16 protein-coding genes are annotated in these 24,302 nt (G+C 50.3%); 1 reads left to right on the plus strand and 15 read right to left on the minus strand.

Annotation, left to right across the window (positions count from 1 at the left end):
* Window position 1: 1 nt before the first annotated feature.
* A complete protein-coding gene (locus tag MHI45_RS09155) occupies window positions 2–1,138 on the minus strand; it encodes a glycerol dehydrogenase (RefSeq protein WP_341118982.1) in 1,137 nt (378 codons plus the stop codon).
* Between the two features lie 204 nt (window positions 1,139–1,342).
* On the opposite strand from MHI45_RS09155, the gene MHI45_RS09160 reads away from it, so the two are divergent.
* On the plus strand, window positions 1,343–2,386 hold the full coding sequence (locus tag MHI45_RS09160; protein WP_445667499.1) for a PocR ligand-binding domain-containing protein: 1,044 nt from the start codon (window positions 1,343–1,345) through the stop codon (window positions 2,384–2,386).
* 799 nt (window positions 2,387–3,185) lie between these two features.
* Here MHI45_RS09160 and MHI45_RS09165 read toward each other — a convergent pair.
* The 14 genes from MHI45_RS09165 to MHI45_RS09230 all read right to left on the minus strand — a co-directional run bounded on the left by MHI45_RS09165 (window position 3,186) and on the right by MHI45_RS09230 (window position 24,298).
* Window positions 3,186–4,616, minus strand: coding sequence for a YfcC family protein (locus MHI45_RS09165; protein ID WP_076114411.1), 1,431 nt, complete (start codon window positions 4,614–4,616; stop codon window positions 3,186–3,188).
* Between the two features lies 1 nt (window position 4,617).
* Window positions 4,618–6,201 (minus strand): amidohydrolase, encoded by a 1,584-nt coding sequence (locus tag MHI45_RS09170; RefSeq protein ID WP_341118984.1) that lies wholly within the window; start codon window positions 6,199–6,201, stop codon window positions 4,618–4,620.
* Between the two features lie 130 nt (window positions 6,202–6,331).
* Entirely contained in the window at window positions 6,332–7,045 is a 714-nt protein-coding gene (locus tag MHI45_RS09175; RefSeq protein ID WP_076114413.1) for a GntR family transcriptional regulator, read from the minus strand.
* A 92-nt stretch (window positions 7,046–7,137) separates the two neighbouring features.
* Window positions 7,138–7,950 (minus strand): fructoselysine 6-kinase, encoded by an 813-nt coding sequence (locus MHI45_RS09180; RefSeq protein WP_076114414.1) that lies wholly within the window; start codon window positions 7,948–7,950, stop codon window positions 7,138–7,140.
* Window positions 7,951–7,965: 15 nt separating this feature from the next.
* The gene (locus MHI45_RS09185; protein ID WP_341118985.1) at window positions 7,966–8,934 is read right to left on the minus strand and encodes an SIS domain-containing protein; all 969 of its coding nucleotides are present in this window, start codon (window positions 8,932–8,934) and stop codon (window positions 7,966–7,968) included.
* Between the two features lie 193 nt (window positions 8,935–9,127).
* Complete coding sequence (locus MHI45_RS09190) at window positions 9,128–9,622, minus strand: DedA family protein (RefSeq protein ID WP_076114416.1); 495 nt, start codon at window positions 9,620–9,622, stop codon at window positions 9,128–9,130.
* A 7-nt stretch (window positions 9,623–9,629) separates the two neighbouring features.
* On the minus strand, window positions 9,630–10,154 hold the full coding sequence (pssA, locus tag MHI45_RS09195) for a CDP-diacylglycerol--serine O-phosphatidyltransferase (protein ID WP_076114417.1): 525 nt from the start codon (window positions 10,152–10,154) through the stop codon (window positions 9,630–9,632).
* A 41-nt stretch (window positions 10,155–10,195) separates the two neighbouring features.
* Window positions 10,196–11,953 (minus strand): sensor histidine kinase, encoded by a 1,758-nt coding sequence (locus MHI45_RS09200; protein ID WP_341118986.1) that lies wholly within the window; start codon window positions 11,951–11,953, stop codon window positions 10,196–10,198.
* Complete coding sequence (locus tag MHI45_RS09205) at window positions 11,950–12,630, minus strand: response regulator transcription factor (protein ID WP_076114419.1); 681 nt, start codon at window positions 12,628–12,630, stop codon at window positions 11,950–11,952. The genes MHI45_RS09200 and MHI45_RS09205 overlap by 4 nt, the downstream gene beginning before the upstream one ends.
* A gap of 1,148 nt (window positions 12,631–13,778) precedes the next feature.
* Window positions 13,779–16,523, minus strand: a complete 2,745-nt coding sequence (locus MHI45_RS09210; RefSeq protein WP_340897074.1) for an alpha-mannosidase — start codon at window positions 16,521–16,523, stop codon at window positions 13,779–13,781.
* A 5-nt stretch (window positions 16,524–16,528) separates the two neighbouring features.
* Window positions 16,529–17,527, minus strand: a complete 999-nt coding sequence (locus MHI45_RS09215; protein ID WP_076114336.1) for a glycoside hydrolase family 130 protein — start codon at window positions 17,525–17,527, stop codon at window positions 16,529–16,531.
* 19 nt (window positions 17,528–17,546) lie between these two features.
* A complete protein-coding gene (locus tag MHI45_RS09220) occupies window positions 17,547–18,866 on the minus strand; it encodes a glycoside hydrolase family 125 protein (RefSeq protein WP_340897073.1) in 1,320 nt (439 codons plus the stop codon).
* Between the two features lie 24 nt (window positions 18,867–18,890).
* A complete protein-coding gene (locus MHI45_RS09225) occupies window positions 18,891–22,001 on the minus strand; it encodes an alpha-mannosidase (protein ID WP_340897072.1) in 3,111 nt (1,036 codons plus the stop codon).
* Between the two features lie 2 nt (window positions 22,002–22,003).
* Window positions 22,004–24,298 carry a glycoside hydrolase family 3 N-terminal domain-containing protein gene (locus tag MHI45_RS09230; RefSeq protein ID WP_340897071.1) on the minus strand — a complete coding sequence of 765 codons (2,295 nt, stop codon included), beginning with the start codon at window positions 24,296–24,298 and terminating at the stop codon, window positions 22,004–22,006.
* Window positions 24,299–24,302 lie beyond the last annotated feature (4 nt).

Below are 24,302 nucleotides of genomic sequence, written 5' to 3' on the forward strand. Positions count from 1 at the left end.
ATTAGGCCTCCCGGGCTGTTTTGTAATTTTGGCCAATTCTGTCTGCCGCGGCAATCGCAGCTGCAACTTCCTTTACAGTGATAGGGAATGGCATCGCATGAATGGATTCTTCAGGGATGCAGGCTTTTTCAGCGACTTGAAGCAGTTCCTCAGCCGTAATATGATCTACGCCGATATCCGCCAGGCACACTGGCAGCCCTACCTCCAGACAAAAATCCAGAACCTGGTGCAATTCTTCCGTCGGGGCATTCTCCAGCACCAGTTGGGCAAGTGTGCCGAAGGCAACCTTTTCCCCGTGATAGTAGGAATGTGTTCCTTCCAGAATGGTTAAACCATCATGGATCGCGTGTGCGCCGCCCAAGCCTGCGCTTTCAAAACCAAGCCCCGACAACAAAATATTAGTCTCCACGATATTCTCCAGCGCCTGTGTAACCACATTACTATCACTGGCTATCTTCGCTTTCGCCCCGTCTTTAAGCAGCATTTCATAACATAGGGTTGCGAGAGCGAGCGCTGCGTTCGTGCCTACAGCAGGGGCACAGTGGCCTTCTCTTGAGCCCATGGGCAGACTGGCGTTCACTCTCGAATAAGACTTGGAAGTCGCTCTTGCTTCAAAATAGGTGGACAAAGCGTCCCCCATCCCTGCCACAAGAAAGCGTGTAGGCGCATTGGCTATCACCGTTGTATCTACCAAAACAACACTTGGACTTTGCTTGAAATAGGCATAATCATCAAAAGCACCCTCCGGTGTATACAGCACGGCTGAATGGCTGGTAGGTGCATCGGTAGCGGCAATCGTCGGGCAAATGATCAGAGCTTCCCCCTGGGCCACGCATTTGGCCGCATCAATCGCTTTGCCTCCGCCCAGGCCGATTGTGCAGGTACAGCCCTTTTCTGTCGCAATAGCCTGCAATCTGGCGACTTCCTGACGTGAGCACTCTCCCTTAAAACCGCTTTCAACAAAGGTGATGTTAAACTTCTTAGACGTAGCATCGAGCTTATCCTTTACCCGTTTCACATCATCCGGATGGGCAATCAACAAAGCGGAGGAACCAAATGAAGTTACAAAGTAGCCAAGATTTAATAACTCGTCTTCACCTTGAACATATTTAGTTGGACTAATGAATGCTTTTCTCATGAATCTAACGCCTCCTGTTTTTTATAACAAATTTTATTAATTAATTAGAGTATAAAGCAGGATATTGATCTTGATAGTGGAATATCATAACCAATAATTATAATTCTTAATCGTAATTATTTGCACTGTGCAGTAACAATGGTATCCTCTTGCCATAGAGAAGGTCCTTATTATACGATTTTAAATCGAGGGGTGATTTTTTTGATGCAAGAGTCCTTAAATATAAGCAAATTTTTGGATCTCAAAAAATGGAAGCGGCTTCAGGATTCCTTGGCTACCGTTACCAAGCTGGCTATTTTGACGGTTGATTACAAGGGAATCCCTGTGACCAGCCACAGCAGCTGCCAGGCTTTCTGTCAGAATGTGCGGAAGGATCCGGAGCTCCTTCCGTTTTGCCAGAAGTGTGATTCCCGCGGCGGGCTTGAAGCGGTCCGGTTAAATGCACCTTACGTTTATCTATGCCACTTTAATATTATAGATATTGCAATTCCGATCACTGTGGATGATAAATACCTGGGTGCTGTGATGGCGGGGCAGGTCAAGCTTTCCGATCCTGAGAACGGTACAGATCTGGAGCAAATTGTATCTTCGCCAAACAAATCATCACATCTGCTCAAAGGGAATCAATTGAAGGCATACTACGATGATATACCAACGATGACCTATGAAGAAGTCGTGAAAATATCCAACATGCTATTTCTCCTGTGCAACTATATTATCGAAGAGGCACTCAACAAAAACCTGCTGGTCGAAATGTTCGAGAAGGCTGCCGGAAACGATGAAGCCCTAAACCTCTCCACTATTCTGCCCGGCTACACCATAAAAAATATTGAGTCGATCAAAAAAGAAATGACCAATGCCATCGCGGATGCCTACCTTAAAAACACATCCAGTGATATGAGTATTTGTACAAATCCGATCTTTAAACCCGCCTGGGATTATATTTACAATAACAAAAGTGAAAATATAACATTAAGTCATATGGCTGAGCTATGTCACATCAGTCCCAGCTATTTCAGCAGACTTTTTGCGAAGGAAACGGGAGAAAACTTCACCACTTATTTGGCAAGGCTAAAGGTGAAATGGGCGAAGCAGCTGCTCGAAGTGACCGATATGCCCGTTTCTCAAATCAGTGATGAGCTGGGCTTCAATGAACCGGGTTATTTCATTAAAATCTTCAAAAAATTCGAAGAGGTCACACCCGCTCTTTATCGTAAAGGTTATCGGGAAAATCAAGGTGTCAGCTAAATACAACGGTGGTGTCCCAAATGCCGTGAAACGGATGCTTGAGACACCCATCGTTTTTTGAGCAGGATCAACGTAAGCACTTGGGTGGACGCTCCGCGAACGGACCGTTGTTCCAATCGCTGTTGTCCCCAGATTTTTTTTGATTCTCCTTAGCGGTGAAAATCCGGGGACAAAGGCGACCGCTGCCGCTTTTCCGCGGGTCAGTCCGTCCTCTCCGCTGTTTGAGCAGAAAAAGTTTCTGCAATCTTTTAAAAACGCAAAAAATCGCCCACGCAGCGGTAAATCGACTGGACGAAGCCATCTTCGACTCTGCCTCCCGGGCGGCCGCTGTAACAGCTACCACCAAACCAGTTTACTTTGGCTTACTGTCTACACCAAAGCAGGACAGATACTCGCTGTTTACAGCCACATTGAAAAGGCAAGACGGTTGGCTTTTGCTTGCCCATAACATGCAGAAGCAAGCCGCAATGGAGCAAAAACGAAGAGCAGCGATTCCCCAATTACAGGAGAATCGCTGCTCTGTTTTTTAGAAAGAAGAAGATTGGACCTGGTCATAGAAAATCGACTTTTGGGACACCTCCATATAGAATGAACTTAATAACTAGACAAAAGGGAAAAGTGGCGGAGGGGAATTTTGGAACTGTAGGAGCGGTAGCGTCCGCCTTTAGGTTTGGATTTCTACCGCGATTCGCGGTTATTTCAGGAAATCCAAACCTAACAGCGGCCGGAAGTCCAAACATTCTCTGTAGTCACGGCCAATCCCAAAACAGAAGAATTATAAGTTCAATCTATATAGTACTTACATTCCCACAGCTGAAGATATCGCGGCAAAGACTGCAGCCACCAGCCACAAGATTGGAAACAGCTTAAGGATGACTTTGAGCCACTGCCCAAAATTGATCCGGGCGATTGCCAGACCTGCCAATAATACTCCACCTGTTGGCGAAATCAGATTGGTCAACCCATTGCCAAATTGATAAGCCGTTACTACCGCTTCACGGTTGACACCGACCAGATCGCCCAATGGGGCAAGCACGGGCATCGTTAACGCAGCCTCACCGGAGGAAGAGGGAACCAGGAACGTGATAATATTATGGACGACCAGCATGATGGTAGTGAACAAATAGTTCGGCAGACCTTTAAGCAGGTTAGCCAGCGCATTCAGGATCGTATCGATAATCATGCCGTTCTCAGCAACGACGAGAATTCCCCGGGCCAGCCCGATAATGACTGCCGCATAGATGAATTCGCCACAGCCCTTTACAAAGTTCTCAGCGATTTCCTTCTGATTCATCTTGGTGACCACACCCGAGAAAATACCAAGTACGAAGAAAAGGGCACCGATCTCGGTCATATACCAGCCCTGGGTCATAATTCCCCACACAATCAACCCCAAGGTAACGATAAAGCCGCCAATGATGAGTTTATCCCGATGGGTAAAGCTCACCTCTATACCTGAGTTCTCTTTAATAAAGTGTTGGCGGTTTAAAATGTCATTCTGGAATACAGGAGATTTCTCCGGATTTTTCTTCACCCGCTGCGCATACCACATGGTAAAACCGATCGATATCGCAGTGAATACAATCCATTCAATAAATCTCAGCCATAGCTGTGGATTACCTTGCACTCCCGCTACACCTTGGGCAATCAATACCGAAAACGGATTAACGGTGGAGCCGACATAACCAATCTGTGTTCCAAGAAAAAGGATGAGGATGGCCGTAATGGAGTCAAAACCAAGTGCAAACATTAAAGGAATAAAAATGGCGTAAAGAGGTATTATTTCTTCACTCATTCCAAACGTGGAACCTCCAAGGCTGAAAATGACCATCGCTATCGGAATCAGCAATATCCCTTTTTGTTTGAGCCGTCCGGCCAAGGCCATCAGCGCCCGGTCAATCGCTCCAGTCTGCAAAATAATCCCGAAGGCTCCGCCCACAATAAGTACGAAGGCAACTACGTCAGCGGCATTGATTATGCCTTCCATAGGTGCACTGGCGATTTGTGCAAGGCCCTGCCGCAAATCTCCCTCTTCACTGACTTTCGCTACAGAATGATAGGTTCCCGGGATAATAGTTGTCTTGGCAGAACCATCTACAATGACTTCCTGCCGGTCAAATTGACCGCTCGGGACAACCCAAGTCAAACCGGCAATAGCAATTATGATCAAGAAAATCAATGTATAACTATGAGGCAGAGACCATTTTATTTTACGTTTAGAGGTTTCCATTCTATCCCTCATTCCTAGAAGCGTCGTAGGTGATTTTTCCGGCAGCGATAGTTAATACGACATGTGCGTCTCTGATATCGGCAGCTGTTGTATCCAGAAGATTGCGGTCAAATACAGCAATATCGGCATATTTCCCCGCTTCTAAAGTTCCCGTGCTCTCTTCCATACCACAGTGTCTGGCCCCGTTAAGGGTCCATGCCTTTAAGACTTCAGACACTGGCATTCCCTGTTCAACATTCCAGCCTTCAGGTGGTGAGCCGTCAGGAAACAACCGGAAAGTGGCCGCGTAGATCGAATCAGGAACACTAGTGAGGAACAAAGGTAAATCAGTGCCAATCGTTATGGGGATGTTCGCATCCAGCATGGACCGGTAATCATAGAACCGGCTTTCATTCGCTTTTCCAGCCACAGCCGCCATATAAGCATCTTCATAGGAGGGATTTAACAGCAGGATCTGGGCATACACCTCGGCGAAAATCCCGTTTTCCCCCATCCGTTTTAAATCATCGGGGTGAGGGTATTCCAAATCACTAATAGAATGTTTAACCGGATGATCCCCCTGGTTTTGCTGGCAAGTTTCGAGCATATCTACCGCCCTGCGAATTGCTGCATCCCCTTCAGCCGTAAGACAGCACTTAATTCCATGCCTGTCTGCTTCAAATACTGCAGCTTCAATTACGTCATAGTCAACCGGCTGCAAAGTAGTTACTCCTGGCAGATCTGCGTAAGGCTCCAGCATATCTCCTGTATGATCAGCGACAACACCGTCTATCATCAGCTTGAATCCCTGAAAGCGGAGAACCTCCCCTTGATAGCGATCTTTATATTGAATTCCGGCGGGAATATCAATCGGCTGCAGCACAGGTTCCAGCGCAAAATGAAACCGCAGCGGCAATTCCCCGGCAGCTTCCAGTTCTTCAAGAACCGGCAATAAACCGCTGTGCTGGTCAAAGCCTATATCTTTTATGGAGGTTACACCCCGCTTGGCAAGCATCCGGGTGAAATCCAGAAACTCTTTTTTGACTAATTCCCGATCCTGCATCATCTCATACAGCAAACTGGCACGCGCCTCGGCACTGCAATGATCGGGGGTGAACTGATATTTATCCTGGGCGATTTGGTTCATCCAGCAATAATTTTTCGTCCGATTCATGGCAATGACAGCCCTTTGAGGAAAAGCTTTATCTAATATACTTTGCTCTGGAAGCTTTCCCCATAACTCCCGGCTCCAACCGTAAGCGTATACATTTCGATCAGCAGGTTGTTGTTCCGCTTCTTCTATAAGCAATTGCAAGGCATCTTCTATAGAGGCTGCATTTGTCAGATCCACACCACGATGCAAGGACATATAACCGGTAAAAAACACATGATTATCATGCACACCAGGCATAATCAAAGCATCCCTCAGATGATGAACAATCGTCTTCGGTCCGATCCAGGCTTCTGCCTCTGCCGGATCGCCGACCGCGGCAATCCGTTCCCCTTGCAGGGCGATGAATCCAGGCGAGGCATCCTCCTCTTTTCCTGTAAACACGGCACTAGACATTAGTACTCTTTCTGCAAAACCATGTTCAGCTGCTCCCATGATCTCTCCGCCTTAGTTCAAATTTATAATACGACTTATAACGTTATACTATAGCTACTGCTTCTCCATCATTGGAAGAAACAGTAGCTTTTACGTATTTGAAATTCCAGCTGACTCTGACTTTAATGAATCACAAAGTAAATTGGTAACGGTCACCAATAATGAACTGCTTCCCTACATGAACCGGCTTACTATACTGGTCGTAAATAATGGTGTTCATGTAAAACAGAGGCTGGCCGATCGGAACTTCCAGTAATTTCGCCTGAGGTTCGTCCGCCAAGACAATTTGTAATATCGTCTCTCCCGGCTGGTTCGGATCAATATTGTATTCGCTGCGCAGCAGCTCATATATCGAGCCTTCAAGATTAGCCTCCATCAAGAAAGCGAACCGGTCAAACGGATAATAGTTATTTTCCAGCATCAGCGGTTGTTCGCCGGCATATCTCTGGCGCTGAATATACAGCACAGATTCACCTGGCTGGATTTGCAGCCGCTCTGCGGTATCTGAATCGGCTTTCAGCTTTTTTCTCTCCGTGACTATGCTATGCGATGAAACTCCATTCGCTTTGCAGGCAGCCGTAAAACTGATGATATGCTCAATCTTCCGGCCGATCTTGGGCCTATTCACAAAGGTGCCCTTGCCCTGCCGCTTCGTCAAATATCCGTCTCTCACCAATTCTTCTATCGCTTTGCGCACAGTAATCCGGCTCACATTATAGGTTTCGGCCAGCTCAATTTCAGTAGGTATTTTATCCCCTTGATTAAAGCTGCCGTTGGCGATTGCGGATTGAACCGCATTTTTCAATTGAATGTATAATGGCTCAGCGTTTTCTGCATTTAACATAGTTTACCCTCACTTGTTATATAACGTTATATCACTCTTTCCTTAGAGTAACAAACGATCCTCTTTTTCACAAGCAAAGATAAGTGTGCGCCTTAATAATGGGCTCCGAATCCAAATGAACCCTCTACCAGACAGCTCTTGGCAGCTAATCGTGAGCCTTCCTTCATTGCGGCTTGAATATCTCTGTCCTTAAGCATGCTTAGTAAAAAAGCCGTAATATAGGAATCCCCCGCTCCCATCGTGTCCACAGCATGGATGAACTCCGGCGATTGATAATAAAAGGCTGTTCCATCATAGGCGATAGACCGGTCTCCGCCGCGTGTTGCAACTAATACCTGCCCCTCTCTCTTGCGTTTGGAACGGATGTAACTTTGGGTCGCTTCATCCGTCATGTGACTGCAGGAAAAGAAGGCAAAATCGGCATTACCGATATAACGTTCTACTTGCTCTTCCTCAAAGTCATCGGAAAAATCAAAGGAAAGAGGAATCTTCAGCTCATTCAGCTCAGCAAGCAGATGCCCGGTGTGGCTGTAAAGCCCCGTATGGACAATATCGAACCCGCGGATGTATTCCTTATCATCTTCACTAAGTTCTATGGGATGAAGTCGGGTAACCCCGCCTTCGTTGCTGCCGAGAAAGACTCTTTCCCCGTTCTCCAGCGTTACACGTGCACATCCATTTTCACCGCTGTGATGTCTGCAGCGCGAGGTATCTATCTCCAGCTGTTGCAATGTATTCTCCACCAGCCTTGCCTCAGCATCATCACCGAACACGCCGAGGAAGGCCGCATCCGCACCCTCTCCTTTGGCGAAAACACTGAAATTGAGTGCATTGCCACCGGGGTACATCATACGCAGATGCACATACTTGTCGACCACATTATCGCCAATTCCTAATACTCTCATGGTTTACACTCCCGTTCAGTAGGCTACTTTCCCCATATAACGGCGGGTTTCCAGCGGATGATTTCTTATTTCGGCCAGAGCCTCGCGGTAGACGCAGATAATACTGTAGAACAATACCGGATTAAAGAATTCCACGACTTCATCGGCAATAACACCTAAGCCAAGCTCCTTAGCATCAATCACTTCGACTTTTTCAGCATATTGATTCAGGAAGGTGCGTGCGCGTTCATCCAACTCACGGGTGCGGCCTTCATTAATCATTAAGATGAATGGAGTTTCTTTGTCGGTCACTTCGAAGGGACCATGGAAGAATTCGCCGGAGTGGATAGCCGCTGCATGAAGCCACTGCATTTCCATCAAAGAGCAGATCGCAAATCCATAAGCATGACCATACGAAGCTCCGCTTGTCAGGATATAATATAACTCTTCGTTGCGGTACTTTTCGGCAAATACACGGGCTCGTGGAGCAACCTGCTTTTTACCCTGGTTAATAATACCGTTAATGGTTTGCAAGCCTTTTTGAAAAGCGTCAATATGTGTATAACCTTCAGCCACATGCAACAATTCTACAGCGAGCTCCAGAATGATAGCCATCGGATTGTTTTTGACGTCACTGTCATCTCCCCATTCATACAGGAAAGAATAATCGGAATAATTCAGCAACGCGGCCTCCTGATTATGGGTTAAGCCAATGGTATGTGCGCCATTCTCTTTGGCAGCCTGTGCAGCAGCCACCGATTCCGGCGTATTTCCGCCATGAGAACAAACAATGACTACCGATTGTTTACCCAGACGTTTAGGCAAAGCATGAACAAACTCGTTAGCCGTATATAGACCCGCTACCAGTTTTTTTGCTTCGCTTTCAAGAAAATACTTTGAGGGATACATATCAACCAGCGAACCCCCACAGGCTACAAAATAAACCTCTGAAATCCCCTTGTTCACTTTTCCATGAATAGCTTCAACAACCTGATGTACATTCATTTGATTCTCTCCTTTGTATAACGTTATATAACGTATTACTTACGAGATAAATATAACCGCTTTCAAAAAAGGTGTCAAGCCCCCTTTAGGCCCAATCCCAAAAAAACTCCTCTCCAGAACTTGTGATTAGGCAAGCCCTGAAAAGGAGTATTATTGTTTGATTCGCCAGATCTTCGGATTAGCGTTGATACGTCTAGGAGAAAGAAACCTTGGCACCTATAAAGTAGCCAATTGAAACAAAAAGGAGTGACCAGGTCAGCGCACATGCAACGGATATACATACATATTTTTTGAAGGGCATGGCACTGATACCGGAAATATAACTGGCAACATGCCTGACCCCCGGAATAAAATAGGCAAAAGCAACCGTCCAAATTCCAAAGCGTATAAACCATCCCTTGACTCTGATAAACCGCTTCGGGGTAAGCCCAATCCACTTGCCGTATTTATTCACTACCGGTTGTCCCAGCCGCAAACCAATGGTGTAGCTGATCATCATTCCTGTTATGGACCCTATGCAGCCGATCAGTACCGAAAGTGTGAAATTCAGAACCATAATGGACGACAAATACCCTACAAACAACATCAACACTTCGTCAGGTACGGGAAGTCCAAGAATTCCAAGCGCCAAAAGAGCAAAAATTGCTAAATAGCCGTAATGTGAAATTAACTCCATCATCCAAGGCATCAATATTTCACTTCCTGTTGAAGTTTTTTTTGAAAGAAGGGAAGGGAATCCGGCTGATCATCATTATAGACAGCATCAACATTAATACTACTATGTATTCCGGTTTCATCCGTCCATCCAGCAAAGAGATCATCGAAAGGATCACCCCTGCAGCAGTAATCGGCATCCCTACGAAACCCTTCGAAGAAGCTGATATATTAAATCTGGCCAACCGCAGTGCGCCGCAGATCAGGAAAGCAACTGCAGCCAGGGTCCCCAGCCACTGAACATTTTCCAGCTTGTACAACAAAATCAGAAACGCAGGAGCCAATCCAAAGGATATGATATCTGCCAGTGAGTCTAATTGCTTGCCGAAATCGCTGGTACAATGCAGCCACCGGGCCAGCAAACCATCCATTACATCACACAAAGCTGCTAACAATATCATGGTTAATGCCAAACTATATCGTTCTTGAATTGTGAAAAGCAAAGAGAATGCTCCAATTCCCAAATTTGCCAGAGTAAACATTGAAGGCAGCCAATTCCATTTCATGCTGTCTTACTCCTTTCGCTACAGTACATGTATTGGTGGGATTAGCCTTCAAATCTAACCATAGATTTGACGCCTTCCTCGATATTTTCCACTGCATAACTACAGCCATGCATATCCAGTATCCGCTTTGCAATGGAAAGCCCCAGTCCCGTTCCACCTGTCAGCCGGCTCCGGGAAGGCTCAACCCTGTAGAACCGCTCCCAGATTTGCCCCAGCTGATCTTCGGGTATCGACTCACCTTTATTATGAATAGAGAATACAGTAGACTTCTCATCGCTCTGAACATTCACGGTTATGGTACTTCCATCTTCAGCATGCCTGATTGCATTGGTTAGAAAATTAAGAATAACCTGTTCGATCCAGCCCGCATCCGCGTATACCGGCAATTCATTAGCAGGAATTATCATCACTTGCAGCTGCTTTTCCTGCAGAAAGTGAATCAGCCTGTCCGCTACCTTTTCCGTCAGTTCCGTCAGCATGAAGGAGGTCTTTCTGAGTTTAGTCGTCCCCGACTCCAATCTGAACAAATCCAGCATATCATTCACAAGAAATCCCATTTTTTCAGATTCCTCTATAATGACCTTAATGTAGTAATCCTGTTTAGCAGCACTTACTCCGTCTTCTAGTCCTTCGGCAAATCCTTTAATAATGCTTAGAGGCGTCTTCAATTCATGAGAGGCATTGGCAAAAAAGTCCTGCTGCATGGTCTCCATTTTTTGTTTGCGCTCCATATCTTCGACCAGCTGCTGATTGGCCTCCCTCAACTCACTCAAGGCGGAGTCTAAACTTTGTGATAAGGTGAACATGCTATTGGACAAGCTTCCAAGTTCATCCTTCTGCCGGATGGAGGGATGTCCTGTAAAGTCCAGGGAAACCATACGTTTGGCAATTTTGTTCAGCTTGATCAGTGGACGGGCTACCATTTTAGAATAGAAGTAGGACAGTATAAGAATAAATACAAAACCTCCGATTCCGAGATATAAAAAGAACCAGCGCAGCGCATCATTCGAATCCTTAACCTCCTGTAAGGAAGTGACAGTGAATAACAGATCAATATCTCCGTTGCGTTGCTGCACAGGCAGAATCATCACAGAGTTGCGAATCCCACCCCAAGGAGCTGTCCAATCCGCTTTTTGCATTTGCAGTCCTTTGAACTGTTCCACCCGGGCCTCAGACAACGGAAACCACTCGTCCAAGGCCTCAAACATGATGCCCTGACGCGGATTCCATATTTTCAGATTAGGTAAGACGATCTCCGTGACAATACCGGAAAATTGAGTGTCTCCTCCCTCTGATTCATCCCCAATGGCTGCGGACCCTTGCTTTTTTATGCTAGTGGGGAATATGAGCTCCGGTGAGTAGACATCTCCTTCAATCAGCTGGTCTCCTTGAATGGTCAACGGATCATCCAGCTTAATATTCGCTGCACTGAACTCATCTCCATACTGATTGATGAACAGGGATAAAGAAACAGCTATGATCTGGCCGTCTTCATTCATAACCTTCATATGAAACGGGTCTTCCGACTTCATCTTGCCGTCCAGCTTCATAATAACCAGCTGCGTTTTATTGCGCAGCATGAAGCGGGCAAGCTCCTGGGAAGTCCTGCTCGTATCCCACGACCCGCTTGTGTAGCTTGACCCAAAGCTCTTGAGATGCTTCTCCACACGGTTTTCCTTCTGCTGCTGATAGAAGCTGTCAAAGAAAAACAGCTGGCTCAAAATCACCATCCCGTAAAAGCAGACAAAAAACACAACTGTCATCACGAACAGCTTAAAGGTAATTCCCCATCTTTTCATGCCTCATCCTCAAATATGTACCCGGTGCCAATCACCGTGCGAATATAACGTGACTCATACCCCAGCTTACTTCGCAGTTTTTTGATGTGGCTGTCCACTACACGGGAATCGCCTTCGAATTCAATCCCCCATATCCGGGTAAGGATCGTGTCCCTTGAGATCACAATGCCCTTATTTCGGATCAACAGCCATAACAGATCATATTCCTTAGGGGTAAGCTCTATTTCTGCACCAGCAACCTCAAGCCGATGGGCCAGCGTATTAAACATCGCGGAACCAAACTTTACGATGCTGGATTCCGGCAAATGACCTCCCTCGACCCGTTTCATTAGCGCATTCGCCCGGGCTATCAGTACTTTTGGGCTAAACGGCTTCGTCACATAATCATCCGCACCCAGTTCAAAACCGTGAATTTTATCTTCATCTCCGGATTTGGCCGTCAACAATATGATGGGTATCGCTGCCTTTTTGCGAATTTCCCGGCACACTTCAAAGCCGTCCATCTTGGGGATCATAATATCCAGAATCAGCAGATCCGGTTGCAGCGAATCAAACCAGCTCAATGCATCTTTTCCATTATCCGCCTCTTGTACTTCCCAGTCGTTCTTTATGAAATAATCGGAAACAAGTTCACGAATGCGGCTTTCATCCTCAACGAGAAGAACTTTCTTTTTCAATATAGTCCCCGCCTTCAAACCATTTTTATATTTTTCAGCTTAATCGAGTGATATGTCCTTCATGTGTCCTTAGACAGAACACCCCCCACTTGATTCTACAGATACAAGTCCAGATATAAAAGTGTTGATTGTGGACGCTGGTGAAACTGGGAAAGGTAGATTGAAACTAGAGCATACCTTCAAATGGAAGAGCTCTGGGGAAGCAAGGATTTAGAATTGAAAATAGGGCCCTAAAAACCCGCAGCGGGTTCGTTTACTCGGACTCAGGAGGCGTTATGGAGAGTAAACCCCCTGTTTATTCTCTTTTGCGGACCCAGGCGGCCTTATCTGCTCTGCATTTTATCTAAAAACGGCCAGCAGGGAGAAATAACTGCACTGGAGTCCGTTTTCCTCCTGTAACAGGCTAAAATCCTCAAATAAGTGCAACTCGGTCCGTTCGTGCTCAGAGCCAGGAATACACTTTCCAGGCGCATACACACGCCTTCGGAAGAAGAACGAAGTCTTTGAAACACCGAGTCGTAAGCCTCTACCGAAAAAACTACCTAAATAGATTGAACTTAAGGTTTTAGAGTACAAGATCAGTCGCAACTACGGTGAATATTTGGACTTCCGGCCGCTGTTGTCTTCAAATTTCTTGATTTCAACCGCTATTAGCGGTAGAAATCCGAAGACTGCTTATGCTTTCGATGCTAGCTTTCCTTCGGAAAGCTTTCAGGCGGACACTACCGCTCCTCCAGTTCCAAAATCCCCCTCGGTTGCTCCTTTCCTTTAGCTCAAGTTTTCAAGTTCAATCTATATAGTGGCGAAACGCCTTTCTCTGCGTGTGATCAGAAAATGGTACTGTACCCATGATTCCTTAGGGCATACAGCAGCAGGTGTTGGCGGGGAAGCGGTTTGAAGACACGCCCTAGACAAGCCCAAAGACAACCCTCTTAGAGAGCCGTCCGGATATTTAGCAAGGACCTGCTACCCCGCTGCCAAAATAACAGCAGTACCAAACACTGCTTCAGCAAGAAAGACCCGGACGCGACCTTCATGCGGAGCGGCCAATGACAATAACAACAACAAAAACAGCGACCCTCCGGTAACAAGAGGATCGCTGCTTTTTTAACTTTCTTGCGTTTATATAGTGAGAAGGATCATTGGGTTCAGCCGAGGCCGATTCCCACGGTCACAATTTCATGTCCGCCAACCGGCAGCTCCAGCGCAACAGTGCTGCTGCAGTCCAGGACTGCCGATTTGTCCTCTAGAATATTGGATTTGTAAAATCCCCTATTCGGTATATCCGTCTCCAAATGCAATTCACACGGCTTGCTCTCCATATTAAACCAGCGGATCAGCAAGTCCCCGCTGTCCTCGTTCATTTTAAACGAGGACAAGGCAGCGGACTTGCCGCTCCAGCGAAGTGGTGAATAAACGGCAGGAAGGGTTCCCGGATGAAGCTCCGCCTGGGCGGTGATCCAAGGAATCTGGAACTGATAAGCCCCGGCGGCAGCGCCGGAGGACACAACGTCTCCGTCATGCGGAATGAGCAGCATTTCCGCTGTCTGTTCGCCCTGACACTGGGCTTCCGGCGTAGGGAACCAGCCCCAGTCTCCCATCTCACCGACACAGCGGAGCAGGGTTACGGCTATCGTATTACGGCCGTCGCGCAGAATTTCATATTCATTCAGTCCAAGATTGGCTACTGCAAGTCCTGCGCCTGCTTCCGCCACATCCACGAAAGACTGCTGATGTTGTGTATTGCTGGGATTCAGCCACTCCGGCGCCGGCTCGTTCGGTCGTTCGGCCAGCTCGAACATGGAATCGGCGCGGTGGGTGGACGCGGCCAGATCGGTCGGGAACAGCATCCGCAACCGGTGGTCCTTCGCCGTATTGCTGATGAAGCTTTCGATCTTCAGACCTTTGCCGCCCTGCTCCAGCCTCAGCACCGTGCGCAGCTTAAGCAGCACGGTTGCCGTGGAGCGCTGCGCCTGCCGCTCGGGATAGTAGACCAGCGAACGCTGTTCATCTTCCAGAAGGGAGTCGGCTGAAGCCGGAATTGCCCACTCATGGGTAATTTCTACGGAAGCCCGGTACGGCGTGTCTTCAATCACGCGGATGCCGGCCGCAAAGCCCTGGGTAGTGAGCGGCGTTTCACCTGCCGGCTGTCTGAACATATATTCGTTGCCGATATCGCCGGTATTCTCATAAATGCCAAGATCACGGTACACCTTGCCGCTCGCTTTGTGCGTCAGCGCAAAGGAACCGTCCGCCATGATTTCTACACGCAGGTTTGCGTTTTCCAGCACCTGCTCTCCTTGGAGCAGGGAGACCTTTTCGGTAAGCAGTGCACCTTTACCCTCTTGAAGGCGTACCCATGCGTAGCTGCGCCAACCCAGCGCCGGAACGTCCGCAGCCTCAAAGGTCAGCTTTACCTTGCGGCACATGTACGGCTGCCGGAACCTGTCGTCCGGCAGATCATAGCCAAACGACAGGCCCAGATCCTCGACGGTGCAGGGAATTTCTGTCCCCTGTTCATTGATCAGCACCCGTCCGTCCAGATCTGCCGCTTTCATCCGGCTGGCCGTTACTTCCAGCGGCAGACCTTCCCGCAAATACAGGCGGGCAACGTCCAGCTCCACGCTCACCGTGCCCGTGCGGCTCCAGCCGCTTGTATTGACCGCTACAAGCGGCAAGGCGTCTTCGCCAAACCCGGAGAACAGGGAAGTATCAACCGCTTGGGTGATGGTTTGCATGCTGCCCTCCACAATGCCTTCGGCGATGTGGCGGCTTTTGTCAAAGCGGGTTACCATCTCGCGGTGCACTTCATCCACGCTGCAGCCGCAGATCGAATCATGCGGATGGTTCTGCAGCAGTGTCTTCCAGGCGTAAGTAAACAGATGATGCGGATACTCCCCGCCGTGCAGCCTGGCGATGGAAGCTAGCGGCTCCGCCACCTTCTCAAGCAGCGCCTGGCCGCGCTGGTTCATCTGCTTCAGGTACACCCGGGCCGAAGCGGTATTGACCAGCGTCCCCCAGCCATCGGTGCGCTGGCTCCGCAGCTCGCCCTTGACCGTAGAGAGGCCGCGGTCCAGGGCAGCGGCGGCCACAGCCCCGACATAGTCCGCAAAGTTGGAATGGACAAAATCCGTCTGCGGATACAGCCTCTGCGCTGTACGGATCGCCTCCGGCAAATCGGTTTGCAGCGGCTGATGATCGCAGCCGTTCATGAACAGCAGTTGATCCGTAGCCGCGAATCGTTCGGCGTCGGACAGCTTCCGGTCCCAGAATACCTTCGCCTCCGCCGGATCGACCGGAATCTCATTGCCGTTCGAATACCAGTTGGCGAACAGGATGCCCAGCACCTTCGAGCCGTCCGGCCCTTCCCAGAGCAACTCGGAGAAGGAGGATTCATAACCGTCGTCGGAAACGGTGTTATTGAATCCCGTCGGCTTGACCCCGCGCCCGAAGAATGCGTTAGTAATTCCGGCCTGCGCCATAAGCTGGGGAATTTGTCCGGTCAGGCCAAAGGTGTCGGGAAAATAACCAATCCGTGAAACTTCCCCATACACGCGGGCGTCCTTATGGCCGATCTGCAGATTGCGCACATTGGCTTCCGGGCTGGTCAGAAAGGCATCCTGGAGAATATACCAGGGCCCGATAAAAATCCTTCCCTCACGGATATGCCGTTCCAGCCGCTCCCGGTTGCCCGGGCGGACCTGAAGATAGTCCTCGATAATGATTGTCTGACCGTCAAAGAAAAAGCTTTTGAAGTCCGGGTCCTGCTCCAGTTTGTCCAGCAGGCTGTCCACAAGCTGGACGAGACGGATATGATGCCGCTCATAGGGCAAATACCATTCCCGGTCCCAGTGGGTATGCGAAATGATATGAGCCGTTTGTTGTTTGTTCAAGTGTGCTACACCTCAGCCTTCAAAGGGAATTCCTCCATATACTCAAGCAGCTCATCCACAGTGGTAAAGGCGAGTCCGGTCACGGTGTCGGCGCAGCCGTAATAGATGGCGATCCGTCCCGTAGCCGAATCCGTCAACGCCGCGCAAGGGAAGGTTACATTCGGCACATCGCCCACACATTCATACAAGGTTTCCGGGCCGAGAATATAGTTGCGCGAACGTGCCTTTACCTTCCAAGGTTCGTCCAGATCCAGAAGCGCGCAGCCCATGCGGTAGACAAACCCGTTGCAGGTGTTGATTACGCCGTGGTAGATCAGCAGCCAGCCCTTGTCGGTCTCAATCGGAATGGGGCCCGGGCCGATTTTTTTGGACTGCCAGGCGGATGCATCCCCATTAACAGTGCCCATTACATAGCGGTGCTTGCCCCAGAAGGTGAGATCAGGGCTTTCACTGTAGAAAATATCTCCGAAAGGCGTGTGCCCCGTATCGCTCGGACGGCTGAGCATGGCATAATGGCTGCCGATCTTTCGCGGAAACAATACGCCGTTGCGGTTATAGGGCAGGAAGGCATTTTCCAGCTGGTGAAAGGTTTGAAAATCAAAGGTATAGGCAAGCCCGATGGTTGGCCCGTGATAGCCGTTGCACCAGGAGATGTAATAACGGTCATCAATCTTGCAAACCCGGGGATCGTAACGGTATTCCCGCGTAATTATTTCGGGGTCTCCTTGGAACACGATCGGTTCATGATTGATCTTCCAGTTCACGCCATCTTCGCTGAAGCCGGCGAAAATATCCATGCTGACGGATTTGGAATCGCAGCGGAAGACGCCGGCAAACCCGTCCTTAAAGGGAATGACAGCCGAATTAAATACACTGTTGGAATTCGGTATGGCATTGCGCTCAATGATCGGATTGGCATTATACCGCCATACGGGCGCATTTATGCCTGCCGGCTTATCCTGCCAAGGGATATTTGATAATTTGTCTCCAATAATTGTAGTCATGATCATGTCTCCTTTTCAGTTACAAGATTTCTTCTCTCAACGCCTGCCAGACCAATTGCGAGAACAGGCTGTTTGACCAGGCGAACCACTTGCGGGTAAAGATATGCGGGTCATCTGCCAGGAACCCTTCATGCATGTACCCGGTATCGGCGTCGGTTGCTTCCAGCATGTCGATCATCGCCAGCTTCTCTTCCTTGTTGTCCGCCGTTAATCCCTGCATCGACAGCGCCATGTGCCAGATATAGCCCGGCGGTGTATGAGGACTGCCGATGCCTTTGGCAACTTTGCCTTCGAAATAGAAAGGGTTCTCCTTGCTGAGCGCGAAACGTCTCGTATTCTGGTATACCGGGTCGTCGTTCTTCACATAGCCAAGGTAAGGAATGGAGATCAGGCCCGGCGTTCCGGCATCGTCCATCAGGCTGTAGTTGCCGTAGCCGTCCGTTTCGTATGCATAAATCGGCCCAAATTCCGGATGGCGGTAGATGCCGTACAGCTTAATGCCATGGTCGACCTCCTGTTCCAGCGCCTTAAGCTCCGCCAGGAAATCCAGATCGCGGAAGACCCATTCGGCGAAATCCTGCATCTGCCGCAAGGCCACAACCGCGAACATATTGCCCGGAATGTTGTAATGGAAATCACAGGCATCGTCGCTGGAACGGAAGCCGGACCAGATCATCCCGGTATAATTGACCGGCATGCCCAGTCCGCCGTTGCGGATCGAATCCTCGGGAATCCCGTTATTGCGGGTGAAGCGGTACGGGGATTGCTCGAAGTGATGCTGTTCCCGCTTGAACAGATCGGTAATGAGCCGCAGCGCTTTTTTGAAATCCGCCGTGAAGAAGTCGGTCCGTTTCGTCTCTTCCCAATACGCATGGGCCAGCCGGATCACGAAACACAGCGAGTCGATTTCGAATTTGCGCTCCCAGACCCATGGCGACATCTCCGTCACATCTCCGGCATTCCAATGCCAATCATTCGCCGTTTCATTAAACGCATTGGCGTAGGGGTCGATCAGAACGTATTGAATATGGCGCTTGATCAGCCCGCTGATGATACGCTGGAGCTCGGGATCATTGCCCGCAAATGGCACATAATGAATGACCTGCTCGACCGAGTCACGCAGCCAGCTTGCCGGAATATCGCCCGTAATGACGAAGGTGGTCCCGTCCTCCAGCAGCTTGGTTGTTGTTTCCAGGGTGTTGGGAAAACAGTTGCGGAACAGCTGCCGCAGCTTCGGCCGGTGTGCCAGCTTCTGATCGGTTTCCGCCAGTACCGCCGCAATCGACGGAGGAAGCGGCAGCTCCGGCATCACAATATGAGGAAGTCTGAATTGTTCCAATATGAATCTCTCCTTCTGCCTAGTCTAGGAATGAATGATTTTGATCGTCTTGATTTCGAAAGGAGCAAATTCCAGTTGGAGACTCCCTGCTTGTTCATGAAGTACCTCTGTTTCTTCCTCCAGCGCATTAGACAGGCATACCTTCGCATGCGGCAGCGGCCAGCTGATCTCCACCGTTTCACGGCCACCCGCCGATTCATACAGCCGCAGAATGCTGCCGCTCCCGTCTTCCGACAATTTGACCGTATCCAGCACTACGTGATTCCCGTTGAAGCCGATCAAGGAACCCGAAGCCGGCAGCTTGCCTTCTTCTGGTGTACATGCAGCCGCATGTGCCGGAAGATTCAGCTCGGCAGCCTTGCGCAGGGTATGGGCTTCACGCCAATCTCCCGCATGCGGGTACAGTGAATAGGTGAATTCGTGAGTGCCAATATCCGCCGTCTTATCCGGCCATCTCGGCGCGCGCAGCAGCGACAGCCGAATCGTGCTGCCCTGTACGTCATACCCGTATTTGCAGTCGTTCAGCAGACTGACGCCGTAGCTATGCTCCGCCACATCCACAAAACGATGCCCGCACACCTCATATTGCGCCTGTTCCCAGGTTGTATTGCGGTGTGTCACCCGTTCCAGCGCACCGAATGGGATTTCATAGGTCGCCTTGGTGGTCATTACATCTATTGGAAAACCTACCTTCAGCAATTTATGGGCTTCGTTCCAGACCACTTTGGTCTTGAAATCAATCCGCGGATCTTGATGGTACAGAACCAGTTCCTGCTCGATTTCGGATTGGCCGATACTCCAGCGGAAGCCCAGCACATCACAGACTTCCCCTGAGGAGATCAGCTTCTTCTCCAGCAGAACGGCCTCTCCGGCCGGCTGCTGTTCGTAGCGGCTGTCAATGTCCCAGGCGTCCCATAGAATAGGACGGTCATGGAAGAAGTGAAAGCGGTTGGCCTGCTCTCCCGGTTTGACAATCTCACGCCCAACTTGTTTATCGTATAGACTGGCGATTTCCCCCCGTTCATTGAACTTCAGGCGATAATATGCGGTTTCCCAGCTATCTTCAAAGGAAGCTGCGCAGTTCCGGTCGATTTCCGCTGACTGGTCTACTTCTCTCAACCAGACTGTCTTGTACCCAAACAGGGAAACTTCAGGCACACGGATACGAAGGATAGTTTTAGCATCAATGACGAGGGTCTCCGATTCCAGCTTGGTTCCATCCTCCTGATAGGCGGACAGGGCTCTGTCTTCCTTGATCCCAGTCTGTATGTCAACAATCATGTCCCGCTGCCAGCCCAGACTGTTCAGCACCACATAAGGGGCGCCCTCCCCGCGTGTATCGATACCGGTAATCACCGCTTCCATGACCAACTCCAGGCTGCCTTCGCCTAGGCTGAAAATGCTGCGGTACTCCTTCTCCGAGGTCTGATAGACCTCTGGAATGGATGAGCCCGGGATAATATCGTGAAACTGGTTCAGCAATATCAGCTTCCAGCCCTTATGCAGCGCACGGCCCACTTCTCCGGACTGGTCCGGCTCAAGGAGGCTGCCTGCCAGTGTCTGCCACAATTCCGCTTCCCGGTACAGAATTTCAGCTTTGCGGTTATTGCGCTTATTCCGGGAGTGTGTCGTATACGTTCCACGGTGCAGCTCCAGATACAGGTCTCCCTGCCAAGAAGGCAGCTCCGGCCGGGCTTGCTCAATTCCCGCGAAGAATCCGGCCGCGGTGCTATAAGCTGAAGCTGGCTGACCTACCATCAGCTCGGAACGGTCAATATATTCCAGCATCTCTCTAGTAACCCCGCCGCCTCCATCGCCATGCCCGTACAGCAGCATTTGCTCGCTGTGGGCTGACTTTTCACGGTAAGACTGCCAGTGGTCATGGATATCCTTAGGCAGGGTGTTCTCATTCACACCATGGTTCATATAAGAGAGCATCGAGGTGCCGTCAATACCGACCCAATGGAACAAATCGTAAGGGAACAGGTTCGTATCATTCCAGCCGAGCTTGGTCGTCATGAAATAACGCACTTTGCCGTGTTTCAATATTTGCGGCAGCGAAGCGCAATAACCGAAGGTGTCCGGCAGCCATTCAATCTCGGAGTGTTGTCCGAACTCCTCCTGATAGAAACTCTGGCCGTAGAGCATTTGACGCATCAGGGATTCGCCGCTGGGAATGTTCAAATCCGGCTCTACCCACATGCCCCCTACCAGTTCCCAGCGTCCTTCCCGAATCCGCTCCTTCACTTTGCTGTACAGTTCAGGATCATTCTCTTTCAGATAAGCAAAAAGCTGGGGCTGGCTCTGGGCATAGCGGTAATGCGGATATTCCTCCATCAGCGAATGCACTGTCGAGAAGGTCCGGCTGGCCTTGCGGACGGTTTCCCGCTTTGGCCACAGCCAGGCGATATCAATGTGCGACTGCCCTACCATATGAATCAAGCCTTCACTGTTGCCGCCGATTTTCCGGACACTTTCGATCAGTGCTTGTTCGATGCCGCCGATCAGGCTGCCGTCCTTTACCTCTTCAAGGTGCAACAGGACAAATGAATCCATGGCCCGGTTCAGCGCCTCCATTAAGCGGGCACGCCGGAAATCCTGCTCCGGCAGCAGCAGCGCCGAATCACGGATTACGGTCGCAGTATACATTAAGGACTGCACAGGCCGGTTAACCCTCACCAGCGCGGTGGTGAGGGAACGGATCGGCGGCTGTATTACCGCCTGCTTGTTCAGCGGATCGTCGGGCTCCGGAATGGGATCATACAATTCAATCTCCAGCTTCGGACTTCTTCCGGCCACCTCCGGATTCAATGTTGCGAAGGTATGGTTGCGGTCCAATCCCTGCCAGGACCTTCCGTTAAGGCGCAGCAGGCCTTCTCCGCCGGATTGGAAGATGAGTCCGATTCCCTTTACGGGCCATTCCGGAGGGATTTCCAAGGTGGTGCGGAGAATATAAGTCGTCCCCTGCACACTGGGAAACAATCCAAAGGATTCACTGCCCGGGAATACCTGCAGCGTGTCATAATCTCCCGGCTGCCGATATTCCGTTGAGTACACCTGCCAATCCTCAATGGCCTTGTATTCAAGCCATTGCCGCTCGGCCAATTCGCGGATAAACCGATTGATTCGTTCCATGTCTATTCCTCCACCACCGCAAGTTCAATATTGAGCGTATCGTTGACATTTCTGCCAACTCCAATTCTGAATATTCCCGGTTCAATCACTGGTGTGTACTCCGGCCCGATATAGCTCAAGTGCTCGGCGTTGACCGTAAAAGCAACCACTTGCTTTTCACCCGGCTCCAGGCAGATTTTGCGGAATCCTTTCAATTGCTTGGCCGGTCGGGTTACCTTGCTGACAAGATCGGAAATATATAACTGAACCACTTCCGTTCCACTGCAACGGCCGGTATTTTCCACTTCCACCGTCACTTCGGCAGTCCCGTCCGCGTGAATAACAGCGGGCTCTGCCCGCAAATTCGTATAACTGAATTCGGTGTAGCTTAGCCCGAAGCCGAAGGGATATTGCGGCTGTGAATCTGCCTCCAGATAACGTTTGCCGCGGGACCGTTTGCCCAGATAGTGTACGGGAAGTTGCCCTGCATCCTTCGGGATGGATACAGTCAGCCGCCCCGAAGGGTTCACATCGCCGAATAGAATATCCGCGATAGCATGGCCGCCTTCCTGTCCCGGATACCAGGCTTCAAGAATCGCATCCGCTTGCTCATCTATCCACGGCTCGGCGATGGGCCGGCCATTGATATAGACGACCACTATAGGTTTGCCGAGAGATTTCAGGCGCTTCACAAGTTCCCGTTGAACACCGGACAGTTGAAGCGACATCCGGTCAATGCCTTCACCGCAGTCCATGTCGCTGAGTACATTGTGCGTAACCTTGGAGGCTCCGGTTCTTAAATCAATACTTCCTTCGCCAAAGTCCCGGGCGCTGGACCCGCCCAGTGCGAGGATAATCGTATCCGCCCCGGCCGCCGCCTCCACTGCAAAGTCAAAACCTTCGGTGGAATGGTCTTTGATACGGCAGCCCGGCGCGTATCTTACCCGCTCCGGCTCTGCCGAGAGCTTATGCCGGATGCCATCCAGAACAGTTGCCACTTTGGATGGAGGCTGCGGCGAGGTGTAATCGCCGAGCTGATTATAGCCGGCATCGGCGTTGGGTCCGATGACAGCGACCGTGCCTCCGCGTTTGGACAGCGGAAGGACACCGTTATTTTTCAACAGCACAATACCTTCTACGGCGATCGTACGCGCCAAACCGGCATGCTCTGGACTGCCAATGACCCGCTCCGCCCGATCAGGATCGGCGAACGGCTGTTCAAACAGGCCCAGCCGGAATTTCAGGTCCAGCACACGGGCAGCGGCTTCATCCAGCAGCGACTCTTCCAGACGGCCGGAAGTGACGGCCTGCAGCAGATGACGGCCAAACATCTCGCCAGACATCTCCATATCAATACCGGCCCGAATGGCTTGCACAGCAGCCTCTTCACCGTCCGCTGCCGTATCATGGCCGGAAGCCAGCATGTCAATGGCACCGCAATCGGTGATGATCATGCCGTCGAATTCCCATTCTCCACGCAGCACGTCCCGCAGCAGCTCAGTATTGCTGGTGCAAGGCACTCCATCAATTTCGTTGTAGGCAGGCATGATTGACACGGCACCGGCTGCGACTGCCTTGCGGAAGGGATACATATCCACTTCCAGAAGCTCTCTCTTCCCCATATGCACGGGACCTGCATTCCTGCCGCCCTCCGAGCTGCCATAGGCAACAAAATGCTTCAGCGTAGCGCCAACACTGGATTCGCTATCCAGTGCATCGCCCTGCAGCCCTTCAACGGAAGCGGCGGCGAACTCGCCGATAAGATAAGGGTCCTCTCCAAAACATTCCTCGGTGCGGCCCCAGCGGGGATCACGCACCACATCTAGCACCGGCGAATACGTAATTGTTCCGCCTTGGGCGCGGGTCTCCAGCGCGGTTACCCGGCACATCTCCCTGTATAAATCGACATTCCAAGTGCTGCCGAGAAGCAGCGGAACGGGAAATACGGTTGCGCCAATAGCCATGTGTCCATGGGAACACTCTTCCCCGATCAGCATGGGAATTCCGAGCCGGGAATGCTCCAGTACATAGCTCTGAATGGCATTTACCGCCTCGGCCCCGGCACGCGGGCTCAGTCCTGTCTCCAGCGTAACACCGGTCCAGGGGTCGGCCCGCAGGGTTCCGTACAAGGAGCCGATGCCGCCTTCCCGGACTTGACGTTTAAAGCTTTCGTCCAGCTCTACTCTGCCTTCTGTATATTCATAGGTCTGCCAGCCGAAAAGTTGAATCAGCTGGCCCACCTTCTCCTCCAGCGTCATCAGCCCAAGCAGGTGCGCTGTCCGCTCCTTAATCGGCTTCGTACGGTCTTTGTAAATCATTTTA

It is taken from the genome of Paenibacillus sp. FSL H3-0321 (assembly GCF_038002865.1).
GTDB lineage: Bacteria > Bacillota > Bacilli > Paenibacillales > Paenibacillaceae > Paenibacillus_AQ.

Excerpts from the sequence above, each read along its gene's own strand:
- MHI45_RS09185 (WP_341118985.1), bottom strand. The coding sequence starts at position 8,934 with ATGAATGTACATCAGGTTGTTGAAGCTATTCATGGAAAAGTGAACAAG.
- MHI45_RS09175 (WP_076114413.1), bottom strand. The coding sequence starts at position 7,045 with ATGTTAAATGCAGAAAACGCTGAGCCATTATACATTCAATTGAAAAAT.
- MHI45_RS09170 (WP_341118984.1), bottom strand. The coding sequence starts at position 6,201 with ATGGGAGCAGCTGAACATGGTTTTGCAGAAAGAGTACTAATGTCTAGT.
- MHI45_RS09165 (WP_076114411.1), bottom strand. The coding sequence starts at position 4,616 with ATGGAAACCTCTAAACGTAAAATAAAATGGTCTCTGCCTCATAGTTAT.
- MHI45_RS09180 (WP_076114414.1), bottom strand. The coding sequence starts at position 7,950 with ATGAGAGTATTAGGAATTGGCGATAATGTGGTCGACAAGTATGTGCAT.
- MHI45_RS09215 (WP_076114336.1), bottom strand. The coding sequence starts at position 17,527 with ATGACTACAATTATTGGAGACAAATTATCAAATATCCCTTGGCAGGAT.
- MHI45_RS09200 (WP_341118986.1), bottom strand. The coding sequence starts at position 11,953 with ATGAAAAGATGGGGAATTACCTTTAAGCTGTTCGTGATGACAGTTGTG.
- pssA (WP_076114417.1), bottom strand. The coding sequence starts at position 10,154 with ATGAAATGGAATTGGCTGCCTTCAATGTTTACTCTGGCAAATTTGGGA.
- MHI45_RS09225 (WP_340897072.1), bottom strand. The coding sequence starts at position 22,001 with ATGGAACGAATCAATCGGTTTATCCGCGAATTGGCCGAGCGGCAATGG.
- MHI45_RS09160 (WP_445667499.1), top strand. The coding sequence starts at position 1,343 with ATGCAAGAGTCCTTAAATATAAGCAAATTTTTGGATCTCAAAAAATGG.
- MHI45_RS09190 (WP_076114416.1), bottom strand. The coding sequence starts at position 9,622 with ATGCCTTGGATGATGGAGTTAATTTCACATTACGGCTATTTAGCAATT.
- MHI45_RS09155 (WP_341118982.1), bottom strand. The coding sequence starts at position 1,138 with ATGAGAAAAGCATTCATTAGTCCAACTAAATATGTTCAAGGTGAAGAC.
- MHI45_RS09230 (WP_340897071.1), bottom strand. The coding sequence starts at position 24,298 with ATGATTTACAAAGACCGTACGAAGCCGATTAAGGAGCGGACAGCGCAC.